At 71.3% G+C, this 18,995-nt stretch carries 16 protein-coding genes; 12 read left to right on the top strand and 4 right to left on the bottom strand.

Annotated elements, in window-relative coordinates; all coding sequences use genetic code 11:
* The first annotated feature begins 45 nt into the window (after window positions 1-45).
* The 10 genes from H0H10_RS29185 to H0H10_RS29230 all read left to right on the top strand — a co-directional run bounded on the left by H0H10_RS29185 (window position 46) and on the right by H0H10_RS29230 (window position 13,116).
* Window positions 46-2,253 (top strand): alpha-N-acetylglucosaminidase, encoded by a 2,208-nt coding sequence (locus H0H10_RS29185; protein WP_309141923.1) that lies wholly within the window; start codon window positions 46-48, stop codon window positions 2,251-2,253.
* 254 nt (window positions 2,254-2,507) lie between these two features.
* A complete protein-coding gene (locus tag H0H10_RS29190; RefSeq protein ID WP_188184122.1) occupies window positions 2,508-3,737 on the top strand; it encodes a M20 family metallopeptidase in 1,230 nt (409 codons plus the stop codon).
* A 480-nt stretch (window positions 3,738-4,217) separates the two neighbouring features.
* Window positions 4,218-5,270: a BMP family lipoprotein gene (locus H0H10_RS29195; protein WP_188184123.1), complete on the top strand. Its 1,053-nt coding sequence runs from the start codon at window positions 4,218-4,220 to the stop codon at window positions 5,268-5,270.
* Between the two features lie 259 nt (window positions 5,271-5,529).
* Window positions 5,530-6,579 (top strand): BMP family lipoprotein, encoded by a 1,050-nt coding sequence (locus tag H0H10_RS29200; protein WP_188184124.1) that lies wholly within the window; start codon window positions 5,530-5,532, stop codon window positions 6,577-6,579.
* 211 nt (window positions 6,580-6,790) lie between these two features.
* Window positions 6,791-8,365, top strand: coding sequence for an ABC transporter ATP-binding protein (locus tag H0H10_RS29205; RefSeq protein ID WP_188184125.1), 1,575 nt, complete (start codon window positions 6,791-6,793; stop codon window positions 8,363-8,365).
* Window positions 8,365-9,489 carry an ABC transporter permease gene (locus H0H10_RS29210; RefSeq protein ID WP_188184126.1) on the top strand — a complete coding sequence of 375 codons (1,125 nt, stop codon included), beginning with the start codon at window positions 8,365-8,367 and terminating at the stop codon, window positions 9,487-9,489. Before H0H10_RS29205 ends, H0H10_RS29210 begins: the two co-directional genes overlap by 1 nt.
* Window positions 9,486-10,751, top strand: a complete 1,266-nt coding sequence (locus tag H0H10_RS29215) for an ABC transporter permease (protein WP_188184127.1) — start codon at window positions 9,486-9,488, stop codon at window positions 10,749-10,751. The genes H0H10_RS29210 and H0H10_RS29215 overlap by 4 nt, the downstream gene beginning before the upstream one ends.
* Window positions 10,748-11,140 carry a cytidine deaminase gene (locus H0H10_RS29220; RefSeq protein ID WP_188184128.1) on the top strand — a complete coding sequence of 131 codons (393 nt, stop codon included), beginning with the start codon at window positions 10,748-10,750 and terminating at the stop codon, window positions 11,138-11,140. The genes H0H10_RS29215 and H0H10_RS29220 overlap by 4 nt, the downstream gene beginning before the upstream one ends.
* 11 nt (window positions 11,141-11,151) lie before the next feature.
* Entirely contained in the window at window positions 11,152-12,435 is a 1,284-nt protein-coding gene (locus H0H10_RS29225) for a thymidine phosphorylase (protein WP_188184129.1), read from the top strand.
* Between the two features lie 96 nt (window positions 12,436-12,531).
* Window positions 12,532-13,116 carry a Uma2 family endonuclease gene (locus H0H10_RS29230; protein WP_188184130.1) on the top strand — a complete coding sequence of 195 codons (585 nt, stop codon included), beginning with the start codon at window positions 12,532-12,534 and terminating at the stop codon, window positions 13,114-13,116.
* Window position 13,117: 1 nt separating this feature from the next.
* Here the strand turns inward: H0H10_RS29230 and H0H10_RS29235 are convergent, their stop codons facing one another.
* The gene (locus tag H0H10_RS29235) at window positions 13,118-14,038 is read right to left on the bottom strand and encodes an AEC family transporter (RefSeq protein ID WP_188184131.1); all 921 of its coding nucleotides are present in this window, start codon (window positions 14,036-14,038) and stop codon (window positions 13,118-13,120) included.
* Window positions 14,039-14,163: 125 nt separating this feature from the next.
* On the opposite strand from H0H10_RS29235, the gene H0H10_RS29240 reads away from it, so the two are divergent.
* Entirely contained in the window at window positions 14,164-14,550 is a 387-nt protein-coding gene (locus H0H10_RS29240) for an STAS domain-containing protein (protein ID WP_188184132.1), read from the top strand.
* Here the strand turns inward: H0H10_RS29240 and H0H10_RS29245 are convergent.
* Together H0H10_RS29245 and H0H10_RS29250 are read right to left on the bottom strand one after the other, a co-directional pair.
* Complete coding sequence (locus tag H0H10_RS29245; RefSeq protein ID WP_188184133.1) at window positions 14,443-15,447, bottom strand: sigma-70 family RNA polymerase sigma factor; 1,005 nt, start codon at window positions 15,445-15,447, stop codon at window positions 14,443-14,445. The genes H0H10_RS29240 and H0H10_RS29245 overlap by 108 nt on opposite strands.
* Before the next feature lie 369 nt (window positions 15,448-15,816).
* The gene (locus tag H0H10_RS29250) at window positions 15,817-17,097 is read right to left on the bottom strand and encodes an MFS transporter (protein ID WP_188184134.1); all 1,281 of its coding nucleotides are present in this window, start codon (window positions 17,095-17,097) and stop codon (window positions 15,817-15,819) included.
* 63 nt (window positions 17,098-17,160) lie between these two features.
* Here H0H10_RS29250 and H0H10_RS29255 point away from each other — a divergent pair, with 63 nt between their 5' ends.
* Window positions 17,161-18,114 carry a LysR family transcriptional regulator gene (locus H0H10_RS29255; protein WP_188184135.1) on the top strand — a complete coding sequence of 318 codons (954 nt, stop codon included), beginning with the start codon at window positions 17,161-17,163 and terminating at the stop codon, window positions 18,112-18,114.
* A 51-nt stretch (window positions 18,115-18,165) separates the two neighbouring features.
* On the opposite strand, the gene H0H10_RS29260 is transcribed toward H0H10_RS29255, so the two are convergent.
* Window positions 18,166-18,927, bottom strand: coding sequence for an alpha/beta hydrolase (locus H0H10_RS29260; protein WP_188184136.1), 762 nt, complete (start codon window positions 18,925-18,927; stop codon window positions 18,166-18,168).
* Window positions 18,928-18,995 lie beyond the last annotated feature (68 nt).

Here is an 18,995-nt window from a genome sequence, read left to right on the forward strand (position 1 = left end):
GCCCAATGGACCGACGTGTCGTCGACGACTCCATTGAGGTGATCAGTGAGAAGCCTCAGGTCCTGGGCCGCCCTCTGCGCAGCAGCCGTCCTCGCTCTTCTCGCCACGCCCCTCATGCCCGCCCCCGCCACCGCGACGGCCGCTCCCGAGGGCCGGCCGGCCTTCACCGCGTCCGCCGCCAGGGCAGCGCTCGCCCGGCTGCTGCCGCATCACGTCTCGCAGTTCACTCTCGTCCCGGTGAGCCGTCCCGAGTCCGGTGACTACTTCACCGTCTCCGGCCGTGCCGGAGACATACGCGTCCGGGGCACCAGCCCCGCCGTCATCCTCAGCGGCGTCAACTGGTACCTGAAGTACACGGCCGAGGTGGACATCGGCTGGCCCGGAACGAGCACGGCACGGCTGCCCCGGACCCTGCCCGCGCCCGCCGGAACCGTCCGCAAGGACGCGTCGGTACCGCACCGCTTCGCGCTCAACGACACCGACGACGGCTACTCCGGCGCCTACCGTGACTGGGCCTCCTTCGAGAAGCAGATCGATCTGCTGGCCCTGCACGGCGTGAACGAGGTCTTCGTCCAGATGGGCTCCGACGCCGTCTACTACGAGACCTTCCAGGAGTTCGGCTACTCCGGGGACGAGCTCAGGTCGTGGATCCCCGGTCCGGCGCACCAGCCGTGGTGGCTGATGCAGAACATGTCCGGTTTCGGCGGCCCCGTCTCCGAGCGGCTCCTGAAGGACCGGGCCGAACTCGGCCGCAGGATCGCGGACCGGCTGCGCGAACTGGGAATGACCCCGGTGCTGCCCGGCTACTTCGGCACCGTGCCCCCGGGATTCACGGAGAAGAACCCCACCGGACCGGTCGTCCCGCAGGGCGACTGGGTCGGCTTCGAGCGGCCCGACTGGCTCGACCCGCGCAGCGACGTGTTCCCCGAGGTCGCCGCCTCCTTCTACCGCCATCAGCGGGAACTGTTCGGCGACTCCACGATGTACAAGATGGACCTGCTGCACGAGGGCGGCCGGCCGGGGAACGTCCCCGTCCCGGACGCCGCCAGGGCCGTGATGAACGCCCTCCAGACCGCGCACCCCGGTGCCGTCTGGACGCTGATCGGCTGGCAGCGGAACCCCTCGACGCAGCTCATCGACGCCGTCGACAAGAGCAGGCTGCTGATCGTCGACGGCCTGTCCGACCGCTACGACGGCCTCGACCGCGAGGCCGCCTGGCACGGCGCGCCCTACGCGTTCGGCACCATCCCCAACTTCGGCGGTCACACCACCATCGGCGCCAACACCGGCGTCTGGACCGAACGCTTCCACGAGTGGCGCACCAAGCCCGGCAGCTCCCTGAAGGGCATCGCCTATCTCCCGGAGGGCACCGGCGGCAACCCCGTGGCCTACGAGCTGTTCACCGAACTGGCCTGGCGGACGGGCCCGGTCGACCAGCAGGCATGGTTCGCCCAGTACGCGGAACGCCGCTACGGCGGCGGCGACCCGCACGCCGCGAAGGCGTGGGAGCTGCTGCGCAGCGGCCCGTACAGCACCCCGTCCGGCACCTGGAGCGAGTCACAGGACAGCCTCTTCACCGCCCGCCCCCACCTGACGGCCACCTCGGCGGCCGCCTGGAGTCCCGGCGCGATGCGCTACGACCCGGACACGGTGCACCGGGCGCTGGTCGAGCTGCTGAAGGTCGCACCGGCCCTGCGCACGACCGACGCCTACCGCTTCGACCTCGTCGACGTCGCCCGCCAGGCCCTGACCAACCGCAGCCGGACCCTGCTCCCGCAGATCAAGGCCGCCTACGACGCCAAGGACCTGCCCCGGTTCCGCGAGCTGTCCGCCGAATGGAAGAGCGACCTCGCCCTGCTGGACGACCTGCTCGCGACCGACACCCGCTTCCTCCTCGGTCCCTGGCTGGAGGACGCCAGGTCCTGGGGCGCCACCAGGGCGGAGAGGGCCACCGCCGAGTTCGACGCCCGCTCGATCCTCACCACCTGGGGCCACCGCTCGGGAAGCGACGAGGGAGGGCTGCGGGACTACGCCAACAGGGAGTGGTCCGGCCTGGTCTCCGACTTCTACGCGATGCGCTGGACGACATACCTCGACTCCCTGGAGACCGCGCTGGCCACCGGCCGGGAGCCGGTCGCGATCGACTGGTTCGCACTGGAGGACGCCTGGAACCGGCAGCGCAACACCTACCCCGTCAGGGCCTCGGGCGACCCCGTGGAACTGGCCACCGCCGTACTCGACGCCCTCCCCTGACGGGGATCGGGCCCGGGTGCCCGCGTCCGGGTGGTGGACCCGGGCGCGTGGGGCGGGCGGGGCGTGGTATCCGTGAAAGTAGCAAGGAGGACGGAGAGCGCGGATCCGGGCCGAAAAGGATCCGAGTTTACCCACCTCTGTCGAGAGCCATGCGCCGTACGGCCAACTTTTCTTCCCCTAACGGGCTGAACTTTTGTTGATCGTGGGTCAGTTGACCGCCTCGGCGTCCTACCCTTCAGAGGGTGAAGCAACTGATGTCCCGAGAGTCCGAGGCCGACACGTCAGGGGAAGCGCTGCTGCCCGGCAGCTTGCCGGAGGCACTGCGTGCCGAACTCGTCGCCTTCCGCCGCGACCTGCACATGCACCCCGAGCTGGGCAACCAGGAGTTCCGCACCACCGCGGCGATCAAGGAAAGGCTCGAAGCGGCCGGCCTCAAGCCGCGTGTGCTCCCCATCGGGACCGGACTCGTCTGCGACATCGGCACCGAGTCGGGACAGTGGACCGGCGGGCCGAGGATGCTCGCCCTGCGGGCCGACATCGACGCCCTGCCCATCCCGGACACCAAGAGCGACTGCCCGTACCGGTCGACCGTGCCGGACCGGGCGCACGCCTGCGGGCACGACGTGCACACGACCGTCGTCCTCGGGGCGGGACTCGTGCTCGCCGCCCTGCACGAGCAGGGCCTGCTGCCCCGGCCGGTGCGGCTGATCTTCCAGCCGGCGGAGGAGGTGCTGCCCGGCGGTGCCTCCGACGCCATCGACGGCGGCGTGCTCGACGGGGTGCGCCGCATCCTGGCCGTGCACTGCGACCCCCGGGTGGAGGCCGGGAGGATCGGTCTGCGGGTCGGTGCCATCACCTCGGCCTGCGACCGCCTGGAGATCGCCCTGAACGGCCCCGGCGGACACACAGCACGACCGCACCTGACGACCGACCTGGTCACCGCCGCCGCGCGCGTGGTCGTCGACGTCCCCACGCTCGTCTCCCGGCGCGTGGACAGCCGCAGCGGGCTCGTCATGACATGGGGACGGGTCGAATCCGGCCACGCCCCGAACGTCATCCCGCAGCACGCCGAACTCGCGGGGACCGTGCGCTGCCTCGACCTCGACGCCTGGCGTCAGGCACCCGACCTGGTCGTCGGCGCCATCGACGAGATCGCCAACCTGTACCGGGCCAAGTCCGAGATCACCTACGTCCGCGGCGTGCCCCCGGTCGTCAACGAGGTCACCAGCACCGAACTGCTCCAGGCCGCCATGGTCGCCCGGCGGGGCACGGACGCCGTCGAGAACACCGAGCAGAGCCTCGGCGGCGAGGACTTCTCCTGGTACCTGGAGCAGGTGCCCGGCGCCATGGCCCGGCTCGGCGTCCGCCCGCCCGGCGAGCGCACGGTCCGCGACCTGCACCAGGGCGACTTCGACGTGGACGAGCACGCCATCACCGTCGGCGTGGAACTCTTCACCGCGTCCGCACTCATCGACGCGGTGTGACGGGCCGAGCCCGCCGTCGCCCTGTGACACCCGCGCCTGCCGCCGTCGTGTGACGGGCCGCGCCGCTCGTCGAAGCCGTGTGACGGTCGTGTTCGTCGTCGCCGTGTGACGGGCCGCGCCCGTCGTCGTGTGACGGCCGCGCTCATCATCACCGCGTGACGGCGCCCGCCGACACCGCGCGCCGGCCGCACCAACCGTCGCCGTCCGGCGACAGGCTTCCCGCCGTGATGGCCCGCCGGCCGTTCCGGTTGCGGCCGGGGCGTGGTCGGAGCAGCCTGGTGCGCGAGCGGTGCAGGCCCGCACCATGCCCCGAGCGCCCCTTTCGGTCCCGTTCGATCCGGTGGTTCACAAGGGCGTAACCGGCCAGCGGCACGAATGGGTAACGGCCCCGGGGAACCCCGTTCCCAGGAGTTTCTACGCGCGTTAATGTGCGCCGAACCGAGCGCCCGCTGCGGGGCTTTGGAGAATGGGGAACTTCAGATGCGTCGGATATCGAGACTGACCCGCGTCGCGGTGGGGGTCGCGTCGCTCGCACTCGCCGCCACGGCCTGCGGAGGCACCAGCAGCGAGAGCAACACCGGCGACGAGGGCACCAAGGACGACAAGGGCCTCGCCATCGCGTACGACATCGGCGGCAGGGGCGACCAGTCGTTCAACGACGCCGCGTACGCCGGCCTGCAGAGGGCCCAGAAGGAGTTCGGCTACAAGACCGCCGACATCGAGCCCACCGAGGGCGAGACGGACGCCGACAAGGAGCAGCGCCTGGCCTCGCTGGCCAAGCAGGGCTACAACCCGGTCATCGGCGTCGGATTCGCCTACGGCCCGGCGATGAAGGCCGTGGCCGAGAAGTACCCGGACACCACCTTCGGCATCGTGGACTCCGTGGTCGAGGGCAAGAACGTGGCGTCGCTCGTCTTCGCCGAGAACGAGGCGTCCTACCTCGCCGGCGTCGCCGCCGCCAAGGCCACCAAGACCAACGTCGTCGGCTTCGTGGGCGGTGTGGACGTACCGCTCATCCACAAGTTCGAGGCCGGCTACAAGCAGGGCGTCACGGACACCAACCCCAAGGTGAAGGTGATCTCGCAGTACCTGACGCAGACGGCGGAGGAGGGCGGCTTCTCCAGCCCGGACAAGGGCAAGGCCGCCGCCGAGGGCCAGATCGAGAAGAAGGCCGACGTCGTCTACCAGGCGGCCGGCCTGTCCGGCCAGGGCGTGATCGAGGCCGCCGCCAAGGCGAAGGTCTGGGCGATCGGCGTCGACTCCGACCAGTACAAGCAGGAAGCCCTCGCGGCGTACAAGGACTACATCCTGACCTCCGCGCTCAAGGACATCAACGGCGCGGTGTTCGCCCTGGCCAAGTCGGTCGAGGACGGCAAGCCGCTGACCGGCACCCAGACCTTCGACCTGAAGTCCGACGGCGTGGGCCTGTCCGACAGCAACCCGAAGTTCGCCGAGGTCCCGGGCGCCCAGGACGCCGTGGCCAAGGCCAAGGAAGGCATCGTCGACGGCTCCATCAAGGTCAAGACCGAGTGACCCGCGACGGAACGTGAGCGGAGCGGGCGGGCGCCGAGCAGGCGCCCGCCCGCTCCGGCGTTCATGCCCTTCGCGTCACCCTCCGACCACGCGCCGTTTGCGTCCGGCAAGCCCCGGCCCGCCCCGCGCGGCGCCTTGGGCACGGGCGGATAACAAGGTGGACAGAAGGGGTTTTCAGGCAGGTCTACGCGCGTTAATCTGCGGCGAAGCCAGCGCCGAAGCCGAACCGTCCGGCGCTTGTACGACAGGAGCACCAGACATGCGCCGGATTTCCCGGATCACGGTCGCAGGCGCAGCGACCGCCTCCCTGGCCCTCGCCCTCGCTGCCTGCGGTGGTACGTCGACCTCCGGGTCGTCCTCGGAGTCGAAGGGCGACAAGGGCCTGGCCATCGCCTACGACGTCGGCGGCAAGGGTGACCAGTCCTTCAACGACGCCGCGTACGCGGGCCTGGAGCAGGCGAAGAAGGAGTTCGGCTACGAGACGGCCGACATCGAGCCCACCGAGGGCGAGACGGACGCCGACAAGCAGCAGCGCCTGGAGTCCCTGGCGAAGCAGGGCTACAACCCGGTCATCGGCGTCGGCTACGCGTACGCCGCCGCCATGAAGAGCGCCGCCGAGAAGTTCCCGGACACCACCTTCGGCATCGTGGACGACGCCACCATCGAGGCCAAGAACGTGGCCGACCTGGTCTTCTCCGAGGAGGAGGCGTCCTACCTCGCCGGCGTCGCCGCCGCCAAGAGCACCAAGACCAACGTCGTCGGCTTCGTGGGCGGTGTGGACGTGCCGCTCATCCACAAGTTCGAGGCCGGCTTCCAGCAGGGCGTCAAGGACACCAACCCCAAGGCCAAGGTGCTGTCGCAGTACCTGACGCAGACGGCCGAGGAGGGCGGCTTCTCCAGCCCGGACAAGGGCAAGACCGCCGCCGAGGGCCAGATCGAGAAGAAGGCCGACGTCGTCTACGCGGCCGCCGGTCTGTCCGGCCAGGGCGTCATCGAGGCCGCCGCCGCCAACAAGATCTGGGCGATCGGCGTCGACTCCGACCAGTACAAGCAGGAAGCCCTCGCGAAGTACAAGGAGTTCATCCTGACGTCGGCGACGAAGGACGTCGCCAAGGCCGTCTACAACCTCGCGAAGTCGGTCGAGGACGGCAAGCCCGAGACCGGTATCGTCAGGGGCGATCTGAAGTCCGGTGAGGTCGGCCTCGCGGACTCCAACCCCAAGTTCAAGGCCGACAAGGCGGTCCAGGAGGCCGTCGCCGCGGCCAAGGAGAAGATCATCAGCGGCGAGATCAAGGTCAAGAGCAGCTGACCCAGAGCAAGACCCTGAGCAGCGTGTAACCACGGGGTTGCGTCCGCTCGACGGGGTACGGGGAGGCCGCCTCCCCGTACCCCGTCGTGGCGATGCGCCGCCCCTTTCGATGCCGTAGGGGCGCTACGCGCGTAGACGACCCCCGTCCCCAGGAGAGTGCGCCATCAACGCGTCCAGCAGCCCTCCGGCCGGAGCGGCGGTCAACGAATCGGTGACCGCCGTCGAGCTCGCCGGGATCACGAAGCGTTTCCCGGGCGTCGTGGCCAACCACGACATCCACCTCACCGTCCGCAAGGGCACCGTCCACGCCCTCGTCGGCGAGAACGGCGCCGGCAAGTCGACGCTGATGAAGATCCTCTATGGCATGCAGAAGCCGGACGAGGGCACCATCGCGATCGACGGCGAGAAGGTCGGCTTCCACTCGCCGGCCGACGCCATCGCCCGCGGCATCGGCATGGTCCACCAGCACTTCATGCTCGCCGACAACCTCACGGTGCTGGAGAACGTGGTCCTCGGCAGCGAGAAGCTGTACGGCATCGGCGCCAAGGCCCGCCGCAAGATCAAGGAGATCTCCGAACGCTACGGCCTCGGCGTCCGCCCCGACGTCCTGGTCGAGGAGCTCGGCGTCGCCGCCCGCCAGCGCGTGGAGATCCTCAAGGTCCTCTACCGCGGCGCCCGCACGCTGATCCTGGACGAGCCGACGGCCGTCCTCGTGCCGCAGGAGGTGGACGCCCTCTTCGACAACCTGCGCGAGCTGAAGTCGGAGGGCCTGTCCGTCATCTTCATCTCCCACAAGCTGGGCGAGGTCCTCTCGGTCGCCGACGACATCACCGTCATCCGCCGCGGCACCACGGTCGGCACGGCCGTCCCTGCCGAGACCACCCCGCGCCAGCTCGCCGAGATGATGGTCGGCAGCGAGCTGCCCACACCGGAGACCGCCGAGTCCACGGTCACCGAGCGCCCGGTCATCACCGTCGACAAGCTGCGCCTGGCGGCCCCGGGCGGCAAGGCCCTGCTCGACGACGTCACCTTCACCATCCACGCGGGCGAGGTCCTGGGCATCGCCGGTGTGGAGGGCAACGGCCAGACGGAACTGGTCGACGCGCTCATCGGCCTGCGCCACGCCGACTCCGGCACCATCCGGCTGGGCGACGAGGAGATCACCTCCTGGGCCACCCGCAAGCGCCGCGAACAGGGCATCGGCTACATCCCCGAGGACCGCCACCGCCACGGCCTGCTGCTGGAGGCCCCCCTCTGGGAGAACCGCATCCTCGGCCACGTCACCGAGAAGCCCAACGCCAAGGGCGTCTGGCTGGACCCCAAGGCGGCCCAGCAGGACACCCGCCGGATCGTCGAGACGTACGACGTCCGCACCCCCGGCATCGACGTCACCGCCGCCTCCCTCTCCGGCGGCAACCAGCAGAAGCTGATCGTCGGCCGCGAGATGAGCCACAAGCCGCGCTTCCTCATCGCCGCCCACCCCACCCGCGGTGTGGACGTCGGCGCGCAGGCGGCCATCTGGGACCACATCCGCGAGGCCCGCCGCGAGGGCCTGGCCGTGCTGCTGATCTCCGCCGACCTGGACGAGCTGATCGGCCTGTCCGACACCCTCCGCGTGATCTACGACGGCAGGCTCGTCGCGGACGCCGACCCGGCCACCATCACCCCCGAGGAACTGGGCTCGGCGATGACCGGTGCCGCGACCGGTCACCTGGAACACGAAGAGACCCCTGAGACCCCTGAGACCCGTAAGTCTCCCGAGTCTCCGGAAGACGAGGCCCGCTGATGAAGAAGTTCGACAAGGAGCGCGTGCTCCTCGCGGTGGCCGGTCCGGTCATCGCGCTCGCCGTGGCCTTCGTGCTCAGCGCGATCGTCCTGATCGCCTCGGGCAAGAACCCGGTCGAACCGTTCGCCCTGATGTTCGAGCAGGCCGGGTTCTCCGACATCCAGGTCCTGATCATCAACCAGGCGTCGATGTACTACATCGCGGCCCTCGCGGTCGCCATCGGCTTCCGGATGAACCTGTTCAACATCGGCGTCGACGGCCAGTACCAGCTCGCCGCCATGATCGCCGCGATCGTCGGCGCGCACGCCAACCTGCCGGCGTTCCTGCAGATCCCGCTGCTGCTCCTGACCGCCGTCCTCACCGGCGCCTTCTGGTCCGGCATCGCCGGTGTCCTGAAGGTCACCCGGGGCGTCAGCGAGGTCGTCGCGACGATCATGCTCAACGCCATCGCCACCTCCGTCATCGGCTACCTGTGGCTGCCGGACGTCTTCGGCGTGAAGATCGGCAACAACAACACCACCGGCGAGATGCACGAGTCCGGCTGGATCCCGGGCATCGACATGGGCGCCGCCGGCGAGATCTACGGCCTGGTGATCCTCGCCGTCCTGCTCGGCATCGGCTACTGGGTCGTCCTCAACCGCACCCGCTTCGGCTTCGACCTGCGCGCCTCCGGCGCCTCCGAGTCCGCCGCCGCGGCCAGCGGCGTCGACCCCAAGCGGATGGTGCTCACCGCGATGCTGATCTCCGGCGGCCTCGCCGGACTCGCGGGCCTGCCGATCCTGCTCGGCGACACCCACACCTACAGCCTGAACTTCCCCACCGGCATCGGCTTCCTCGGCATCGGCATCGCCCTGCTCGGCCGCAACAGCCCGGTCGGCATCGCCTTCGCCGCCCTGCTGTGGGCCTGGCTCGACAAGGCCTCGCCCGAGCTGGACTTCCACGGCTACGACAAGGAGATCGCGGTCATCATGCAGGGCCTGATCGTCCTCTCGGTCGTCGTCTCCTACGAGGCCGTCCGCGAGTGGGGCCTGCGCCGCCAGCAGCGCCGGGTCGGCGCCGAACTGGCCGCCGGTCACGTCCTCGGCGCCGACAACAACACCACGAAGGAGGTGGCTGGCCGATGACCACCGCGACCGACGTCAACCAGCCCACGCTGCAGCCCGCGGCGCCGACCGGCCGCCGCATGCCGTGGCCCGTGCTGCTGCTGGTCATCGCCGGAGCCCTGGCGCTGACCTCGCTCGTCCGCATCATCACCGGCGCCGACGGCATCACCAACGTCAGCCAGATGTCCACCGCGCTCCAGCTCGCCGTGCCGATCGGCCTCGCCGGTCTCGGCGGCCTGTGGGCCGAGCGCGCGGGCGTCGTCAACATCGGCCTCGAGGGCATGATGATCCTCGGCACCTGGTTCGGCGCCTGGGCCGGATTCCAGTGGGGCCCGTGGACCGGTGTCCTGGTCGGCATCGTCGGCGGCGCGCTCGGCGGCCTGCTGCACGCGATCGTCACCGTCACCTTCAACGTCAACCACATCGTCTCCGGTGTGGCCATCAACATCCTCGCCCTCGGCGCCACCCGCTACCTCGCCCCGCTCGCCTTCGAGGGCCACCAGGGCGGCTCGGCCAAGCAGTCCCCGCCGGTCGACTCCCTCGGCCACTTCACGATCCCCGGGCTCTCCGACGGGCTGAAGTCCCTCAACGACCAGGGCTGGTTCCTGATCTCGGACATCGCCGGCCTGCTCGGCGGCCTGGTCACCAACGTCTCCTGGCTGACCCTGATCGCGGTCGCGCTGGTCCCCGCCACCTGGTGGATCCTGTGGCGCACGGCCTTCGGCCTGCGGCTGCGCTCCTGCGGCGAGAACCCGGTGGCCGCCGAGTCCCTCGGCGTCAACGTCTACAAGTACAAGTACCTGGCCGTGATCATCTCCGGCGGCCTGGCCGGCCTCGGCGGCGTCTTCCTCTCCATCGTGGCCAACCCCTTCTACCTGGAGGGCCAGACCAGCGGCCGCGGCTACATCGGCCTCGCCGCGATGATCTTCGGCAACTGGATGCCGGGCGGCCTCGCCATCGGCGCCGGCCTGTTCGGCTACACCGACAGCCTCAACCTGCGCGGCGGCTCCGCCAACGTCCACGCCCTGCTGCTGCTCGGCGCCCTCCTGCTGCTCGCCGGCGCCATCTGGTTGGCCGTCCGCAAGAAGTACGTCCACGCGGTGATCACCCTCGTCGTCGGCGCCCTGGTCTTCGCCTGGTACGCCGGCACCGACGAGGTCCCCAACCAGGTCGTCTCCGCCACGCCGTACGTCGTCACCCTCGTCGTCCTCGCCCTGTCCGCGCAGCGGCTGCGGATGCCGAAGGCGGACGGCATGCAGTACCGCAAGGGGCAGGGCAAGTGACCGGCGCCGACTGGGACGGGCTGCGCCGGGCGGCCCGGGACGCCATGGTCCGGGCCTACGCCCCGTACTCCGGGTACGCGGTCGGTGCCGCCGCCCTGGTCGACGACGGCCGCACGGTCACCGGCTGCAACGTCGAGAACGCCAGCTACGGCATCGGCCTGTGCGCCGAGTGCGGCCTGGTCTCCCAGCTGCAGCTGACCGGCGGCGGCCGGCTGACGCACTTCGTCTGCGTCGACGGCCACGGCGAGATCCTCGTGCCGTGCGGCCGCTGCCGCCAGCTCCTGTACGAATTCGGTGGCCCGGACCTGCTGCTGCAGACTCCGGCGGGGGTCCTGCCCCTGTCGGAGATGCTGCCGCAGGCCTTCGGACCGGACCACCTCACCAAGTAAGGAAGCCCGACATGGCCATGGACGCCATCTCCGTCATCCGCACCAAGCGCGACCGCGGGGTGCTCAGCGACGAGCAGATCGACTGGGTCATCGACGCGTACACGCGCGGCGAGGTCGCCGACGAGCAGATGTCGTCGCTCGCGATGGCGATCCTGCTCAACGGGATGAACCGCGGCGAGATCGCCCGCTGGACGGCGGCGATGATCGCCTCCGGCGAGCGCATGGACTTCTCGTCCCTGTCCCGCCCGACCGCCGACAAGCACTCCACGGGCGGCGTCGGCGACAAGATCACCCTGCCGCTCGCCCCGCTCGTCGCGGCCTGCGGCGCGGCCGTCCCCCAGCTGTCCGGCCGCGGCCTCGGCCACACCGGCGGCACGCTCGACAAGCTGGAGTCGATCCCGGGCTGGCGCGCGCTGCTCTCCAACGAGGAGATGCTGAACGTCCTGGACGGCGTCGGCGCCGTGATCTGCGCGGCGGGCGACGGCCTGGCCCCGGCGGACAAGAAGCTGTACGCCCTGCGCGACGTGACCGGCACGGTCGAGGCGATCCCGCTGATCGCCTCCTCGATCATGTCGAAGAAGATCGCCGAAGGCACCGGCTCCCTCGTCCTGGACGTGAAGGTGGGCAGCGGCGCCTTCATGAAGACGATCGAGGACGCCCGGGAACTGGCGTCCACGATGGTCGGCCTCGGCACCGACCACGGCGTGAGGACGGTCGCACTGCTGACGGACATGTCCACCCCGCTCGGCCTCACCGCGGGCAACGCCCTGGAGGTCCGCGAGTCCGTGGAGGTCCTGGCGGGCGGCGGCCCGGCGGACGTCGTCGAGCTGACCCTCGCGCTGGCCCGCGAGATGCTCGACGCGGCCGGCATCAAGGACGCTGACCCGGCGAAGGCGCTGGCCGACGGCTCGGCGATGGACGTCTGGCGCCGGATGATCGCGGCCCAGGGCGGTGACCCGGACGCGGCGCTGCCCACGTCGAAGGAGCAGCACGTGGTCAAGGCGCCGTCGTCGGGCGTCCTGACCCGCCTGGACGCCTACGACATCGGCGTCGCCGCCTGGCGCCTCGGTGCCGGCCGCGCCCGCAAGGAGGACCCGGTGCAGGCGGCGGCGGGCGTGGAGCTGCACGCCAAGCCCGGCGACACGGTGACGGAGGGCCAGCCCCTGCTGACGCTCCACACGGACACGCCGGAACGCTTCGAGTACGCGCTCGCGGCGGTGGAGGGTGCCTACGACATCGCCCCGGCGGGCACCGACTTCTCGGCATCGCCGGTGGTGCTGGAACGTATCGCCTGATCAGGGGGTTCCTCGATCGGGTGAACGGGATCGGTAGACCTCTACCGATCCCGTTCGGCATGCTGGGATCGGTGACGCACCGATGGGAGAACCGCCATGAGCGCACTCACCGTGAGCCAGGAGCCCGACCAGAACTGGGACGACCTCGTCCGGTTCTGGGAGGAGATGGAATGGCCCGAGGGCAGCAAGGTGGAGATCATCGAGGGGATCATCACCGTGTCACCTGCTCCGGGACTGCCTCACAACGTGATTGCTGCACGCATCCAGCGTCGTTTGTACTCGGCGATCCCGGAGGACTGGGAGGTCTTCCAGACACTGGCGATCGCTGTTCCGTCCCGCCTCGGGATGCTCATTCCAGACCTTGTGGTCGCACCGTTGCCCGATCACACCGAGTCCGACACCCACATCCCCGCCACCCTCGCAGAACTCGTCGTCGAGGTCACCTCGAAGTCCAACGCCCGCGACGACCGCGTCAGCAAGCCGGCTGCCTACGCCACAGCCGGTATCCCGTTCTACCTCCTCGTCGATCGCTGGGCCCCCGGCGGCCCCACCACAACGCTCTACGGCGAACCGAAGGGTGACGTCTACCGGGTGCTGAGCGCCGCCAAGTTCGGCGATCCCGTCACACTCCCGGCCCCCTTCGACCTGACCATCGACACCGGCGAATTCCCCGAGACCTGACTCACCCGAGAACCGCCGCCACCCCCACCAGCACCGGCACCGAGACCACCGTCGACACCAGGATCGCGTCCCGCGCCAGCCGCTCGCCCACCCCGTACGTGGACGCGTACGTGTACAGGTTCTGCGCGGCCGGCAGTGCCGACGTCACCACCACGTCCAGCAGCTGGGCGCCCCGCAGGCCGAAGACGCCCGCCGCCAGCGCCCAGGCCACCGCCGGCTGGCCCACCGACTTCAGCGCGACCGCGAGCAGCACCGGATACCGGTCCGGGCCCCGCAGGGGCATCGTGCTGCCGCACAGGGAGATGCCGAAGGCCAGCAGGACGGCCGGCACCGACATGTTGCCGATCAGGGTCAGTGGATCCATGACCGGGCTCGGCACCCGCAGCCCGGCCGCGGCGACCGCGACCCCGGCGAGCGAGCCGAGCGCTATCGGATTGCGCAGCGGCGTCAGCAGCCGCCGCCACAGCGGTCCCTTGTCACCCTCGCCCGGCAGGTCCAGGATCGTCACCGCAAGGGGCGTGACCCCCACGAGCTGGAACAGCAGGACCGGCGCCACCAGCGAGGCGTCGCCCAGGACGTACACGGCGATCGGGATGCCGAGATTGCCGGAGTTGACGTAACCGGAACACAGGGCGCCGATGGTGGTCCGGCCCACGCCCCAGCCGCGAGCGACGCCGGCCACGACGAAGAGCCCGGCGACCGCGACCGTGCTCAGCGCCGTGACCAGCAGCCGGCTGGAGAAGACGACCGACAGGTCGGCCTGCGCGAGGGTGGTGAAGAGCAGGGCGGGTGAGGCCACGTGGAAGGCGAGCCGCGTCAGCACCTCCCGCCCCTGGTCCCCGAGGTGGCCGCCCCGGCCGAGCAGATAGCCGACGCCGATCACCACCGCGATGACCGCGAAGCCGGTCAGCACCCCTTGCACGGGGCCTCCTCGGCGGGGAGGAGGGCGTCGGACAGCACGGCGGGGCAGGGTGCGTGGGGCATACAGCCAACCCTCCGGGGCGGGCCGTGACAAGGTCAATGTGATCCCCGACGCGACCGGCACCGATGAGTTCCGCGGGCACGCGGGGTCTACCGCACGTGGACGCCGTGACACCCGCCGTACTCGTGCTGTCCGGGCCCGTCTCCCGTGGGGAGCTGCCCCGGCTCTGCGACGAGGTGCGCGCGCTGCTGGAGGCCGGCCGGGCCGGAGTCGTCGTCTGCGACGTCGGGGGCCTCGGGCCGCCCGGACTCGCCGTCGTCGACCTGCTGGCCCGCCTGGAACTCACCGCCCGGCGGGCCGGGGGCCGGATCCGGCTGCGCGATCCCGACCCCGCCCTGCACGCCCTACTCGACCTGGTCGGACTCCGCTTCGAGACGGAGGGGCAGCCCGAACAGCGGGAACCACCGCTGGGTGTCGAGGAAGCAGTGGAAGCCGGTGATGCGGCCGTCTGAGATCTCCAGCACCTGGACCGCCCAGGGGGAGAAACCGCCCGCCTCCGGGTCCGGCTTGTAGTGCGCGAAGGCCGGGAGCCCGTTGGCCCGGACCGGCAGCAGCCGCGAGCCCGCGCACGAGGCACCGAGCGTCGTCATGAAGCCGGTGATGTCCGAAGGGCCGGCCAGCCACAGGTCGAACGGCGGCATCGTCATGACGGCGTCCTCGTGCAGCAGGGCGGTCAGGGCCGTCATGTCGTAGCCCTCGAAGGCCGCGACGTAGCGCTCCAGAAGCTTCTGCTGTTCCTCGTCCAGGGGGTCCGACACCGCCGCGTCCGCTCCCCGGTCCTCGCGCTCGGCGAGGGTCGCCCGGGCGCGCTGCAGGGCGCTGTTGACGGACGCGACCGAGGTGCCGAGCAGCTCGGCGACCTCGCTCGCCTTCCAGGCCAGCACCTCGCGCAGGATCAGCACCGCCCGCTGCTTGGGCGGCAGTTGCTGCAGGGCGGCCATGAAGGCGAGCCGCACCGACTCCTTGGCGACGGCCGCCTCCGCCGGGTCGGCGGTGGAGGGCAGCACACGGGCGTCCGGCATCGGCTCCAGCCAGGTGTTGTCCGGGCGGGGGGACAGGGCGGCCCGGGCGAGGGGTGTCGCCTCCGTCAGGTCCATCGGGCGGGCGCGCTTGTTGCCGGCGTTCAGCATGTCCAGGCAGACGTTCGTCGCGATGCGGTAGAGCCAGGAACGGAGGCTGGAGCGGCCCTCGAACTTGTCGTAGCTCCGCCAGGCACGCACCAAGGTGTCCTGGACCGCGTCCTCGGCCTCGAAGGAGGACCCGAGCATGCGGTAGCAGTACCCGGTCAGCTCGACCCGGTGCTTCTCCAGTGCGGAGTCGATCTCGGTCGTCACCGTGCCGTTGGTCATCGTCCACCCACCCCTGTGGCCGTCCCGTCGTGCGCGTCTTCGCGCCTCGCACTCCGGAAGCTACCGCAGCCCACTGACAACGGCCCGCGGAGTCGGAAAACCCGCAGGTGGAAGACGCCCCGCTGATACGGCCCACGTCCGCCCCGTGACCGCAGAAGACGGGGCCCACGCCCCCGCGAGCCCCGTCGTCGTACGGCGATGCCCAGGCGGTCGCCGGCCTGCGCTGCGTGCGGGCCGTCAGGGTGCCGTTGCCGGCGAGGGTGATGGTCACGACGGCGATCGCGCCGGCCCCGCCGGCGGCGCCGCGTCCGGGTCGTGTACGCGGGTGACGGGGCCCACGCCCCCGTGGGCCCCGTCGTGCGGCGATGTCTAGGCGGTCGCCGGCCTGCGCTGCGTGCGGGCCGCCAGGGTGCCCGCGATCGTGATCGTCACGACGCCCAGCACCGCCAGCACGCCGACGCCGACCGTGCCGGGCCAGCCGGCGGCGTGGAAGGCCGTCGCGCCCACCGTGCTGCCCGCGCTGGAGCCGATGTAGTAGGCGGACTGGTAGAGCGCCGACGCCTGGGCGCGGCCGTGCGTGGCCGTCTTGCCGACCGCCGAGGACGCCACCGCGTGCCCCGCGAAGAAGCCTGCCGTGATCAGCACCAGCCCCAGCAGCACCAGCGGCAGGGACGGCGCCAGCGACAGCAGCAGGCCCGCGGCCGTCGTGCCGCCCGCCAGGTACAGCGCGCCACGGCGGCCGAGGCGGCCCACCAGGCGTCCGGCCGTCGACGCCGACACCGTGCCGACCAGGTAGACCAGGAAGATCGAGCCGACGACGCCCTGCGGCAGGGAGAACGGCGCCTCCGTCAGGCGGTAGCCGATCACCGTGTAGACGCCGCCGAACACCGTCATGAACAGCGCGCCGATCGCGTAGAGGCGGCGCAGCAGCGGGTCGGCGAGGTGGTCGCGGACCGTGCGGACGAGGACGCGCGGCCGCAGCGAGCCCGGCGTGAAGTGCCGCGGCGCCGGCAGCAGCAGCCGGAAGGCCACCGCGCACGCCACCGCGACGACGCCGATCACGCCGACGGCGACCCGCCAGCCCCATTCCTGCGCGACCCATCCGGTGATGACCCGGCCGCTCATGCCGCCGACGCTGTTGCCCGCCACGAACAGGCCGATCGCGGTGACCAGCGCCTTCGGGGTGACCTCCTCCGCGAGGTACGCCGTCGCCGACGCCGGCAGCCCGGCCAGCGCCGCGCCCTGCACCGCCCGCAGCGCGACGAGCGCCGGCAGCGACGGGGCGAAGGGCACCAGCAGGCCTACGGTCACCGCGACCGCCAGCGACGCCGTCATGACCGTACGCCGTCCGAAGCGCTCCGACAGCGCGCTCATCGGCAGGACGAACACCGCGAGGCCGCCCGTCGCGGCGGCCACGGTCCAGCTCGCGTCGCCCGCCGTGACCCCCATGTCGCCCGAGATCAGCGGCAGCAGGGCCTGGGTGGAGTACAGCAGGGCGAAGGTCGCGACACCCGCGAGGAAGAGGGCGAGACTCATCCGGCGGTAGCCGGGGCCGCCCGGGGTCATGCGGGAGTCGGAGACGGGAGCGGAGGCGGAGACGGATGCAGCGGCGCCCACGGTGGTGGACGCCCCGGTATCGGCGGGAGTCATGCTGCGACCGTACGGAGACCGGCACTCATCCGTCCAATGCATGGAATCGTCATAATCGTTCCCATGGTGCATCAGCAGAGGTCACAGACCCGCCTGTCACCGTCCGGTGACACAGAAGACATCGTCGCGCTGCTCGCGCCCCGCCTCGCCCACTTCGCCGGCGTCGCCCGCACCGAGCACGTCACGCGCGCCGCCCAGGAGATGAACGTCCCCCAGTCGACCCTCTCCCGGGCCCTGGTCCGCCTGGAGCAGGACCTCGGCGTCGACCTGTTCGTGCGCCGTGGCCGCACCCTCGCCCTGACGCCCGCCGGACGCACCTTCCTCGGCTCCGTCGAACGCGCCCTCGCCGAGATCGAGCGCGCCGCCGACGAGGTGCGCGCCGACGCCGACGCGGCCACCGGCAAGGTCGCCTTCGGCTTCCTGCACACCATGGGCGCCGAGACCGTGCCCGGCCTGCTGCACGCCTTCCGCGCCGACCACCCCGGCGTGCGCTTCAGCCTCGTCCAGAACTACGGCGAGGCCATGCTGGAGCGCCTGCGCGCAGGCGAGCTGGACCTCTGCCTGACCTCCCCGGTCCCGGACGCCCCCGACCTCGTGGCCCGCCGCCTGGACGAGCAGAAGCTGCGTCTCGTCGTCCCCGCCGACCACGCGCTGGCCGGCCGCAGGCGCATCCGCCTCGCCGAGGCCGCCGAGGAGAGCTTCGTGACCCTGGAACCCGGCTACGGGCTGCGCCGCATCACGGACGACCTGTGCAAGGAGGCCGGATTCCGGCCCCGGGTGGCGTTCGAGGGGGAGGAGACCGAGACGCTGCGGGGCCTGGTCGCGGCCGGCCTGGGCGTCGCCCTCCTGCCGCCGCCCACCGTCGCGCGCCCGGGCGTGGTCGAACTGACCGTCACGGCCCCGCGCGCGGCCCGGGAGATCGGCGTGGCCTGGCTGGCGGGCAGCGCCGACACTCCCCCGGTGGCGGCCTTCAAGAAGTTCCTGCTGTCCCGCCGGGGCAATCTGCTCCCGGGGTAGGGGCGAAACGGCGGCCGGGGAGGGAGACGGCGGACGGGGAGGGAGACGGCGCTACCGCCGCAACGACTTGCCGAAGCCGGCGGCGAGCGGCATCCGCAGCCCCAGCGGCGGCGGAGCGGCCAGCGCGTCCTCCACCGGACGGGAGAAGGACCGCCCGAAGAGCACGCCCATCACGAAGTCGACGGCCAGGGAGAACACTTCGTCGCGGTAGTGGTGCAACCCGTGGCCGTCGGAGTGCACTTCGAACCGGCACACGTCCCGGTTCGCCTTCTTCGCGCGTGCCGCCAGCCGGAACGACAGCTCAGGATCGCTGCGTTCGTCGTTCGTGCCGTGCACGATCAGCACCCGGCGCCCGGCCAGCTGCTTCACCGGTTCGAGTGGCGCGGCCACGTCCTCGTCGGGCAGCCAGGGGGCGAGGGCCAGCACGGAGTTGACGGCCTCGTGCCCGCCCGCCCGCAGCGCGGCCCGGCCGCCCATGCCGACGCCGGCCAGGCAGACGGGGACGTCCCCGTAGCGCCGTACGGCCTCGTCCGCGGCCCAGGCGGCGTCGTGCGCGAGATGGGCCTCGCTGCCGTTCCAGCCGCGGTAGCGGTAGTGCACGACATGGACGGCCAGGCCCTCCTCGCGCCCCGCGTGCGCCAGCCGGCGCCCCAGCCCGCGCACGGACGCGGTCGCCAGCAGCGGGGACGGTCTGCGGCCGGAGACCTCGTCGCCGCCGGGGAGCAGCAGGACCGCTCCGCTCACCGCCGTCGCCTCCGGACCGAGCGTCCGCCCCAGCCGGGCCCTGCGTACCGGCGTCGCTTGCTGTGCCATGACAGAACAGTGTCAGAAGACCGGGTGTACGCCACCCGTCCGTGCGGTCACCGTTACATATCGAGGGA

The organism is Streptomyces griseicoloratus, from assembly GCF_014534645.1.
Lineage (GTDB): Bacteria > Actinomycetota > Actinomycetes > Streptomycetales > Streptomycetaceae > Streptomyces > Streptomyces griseicoloratus.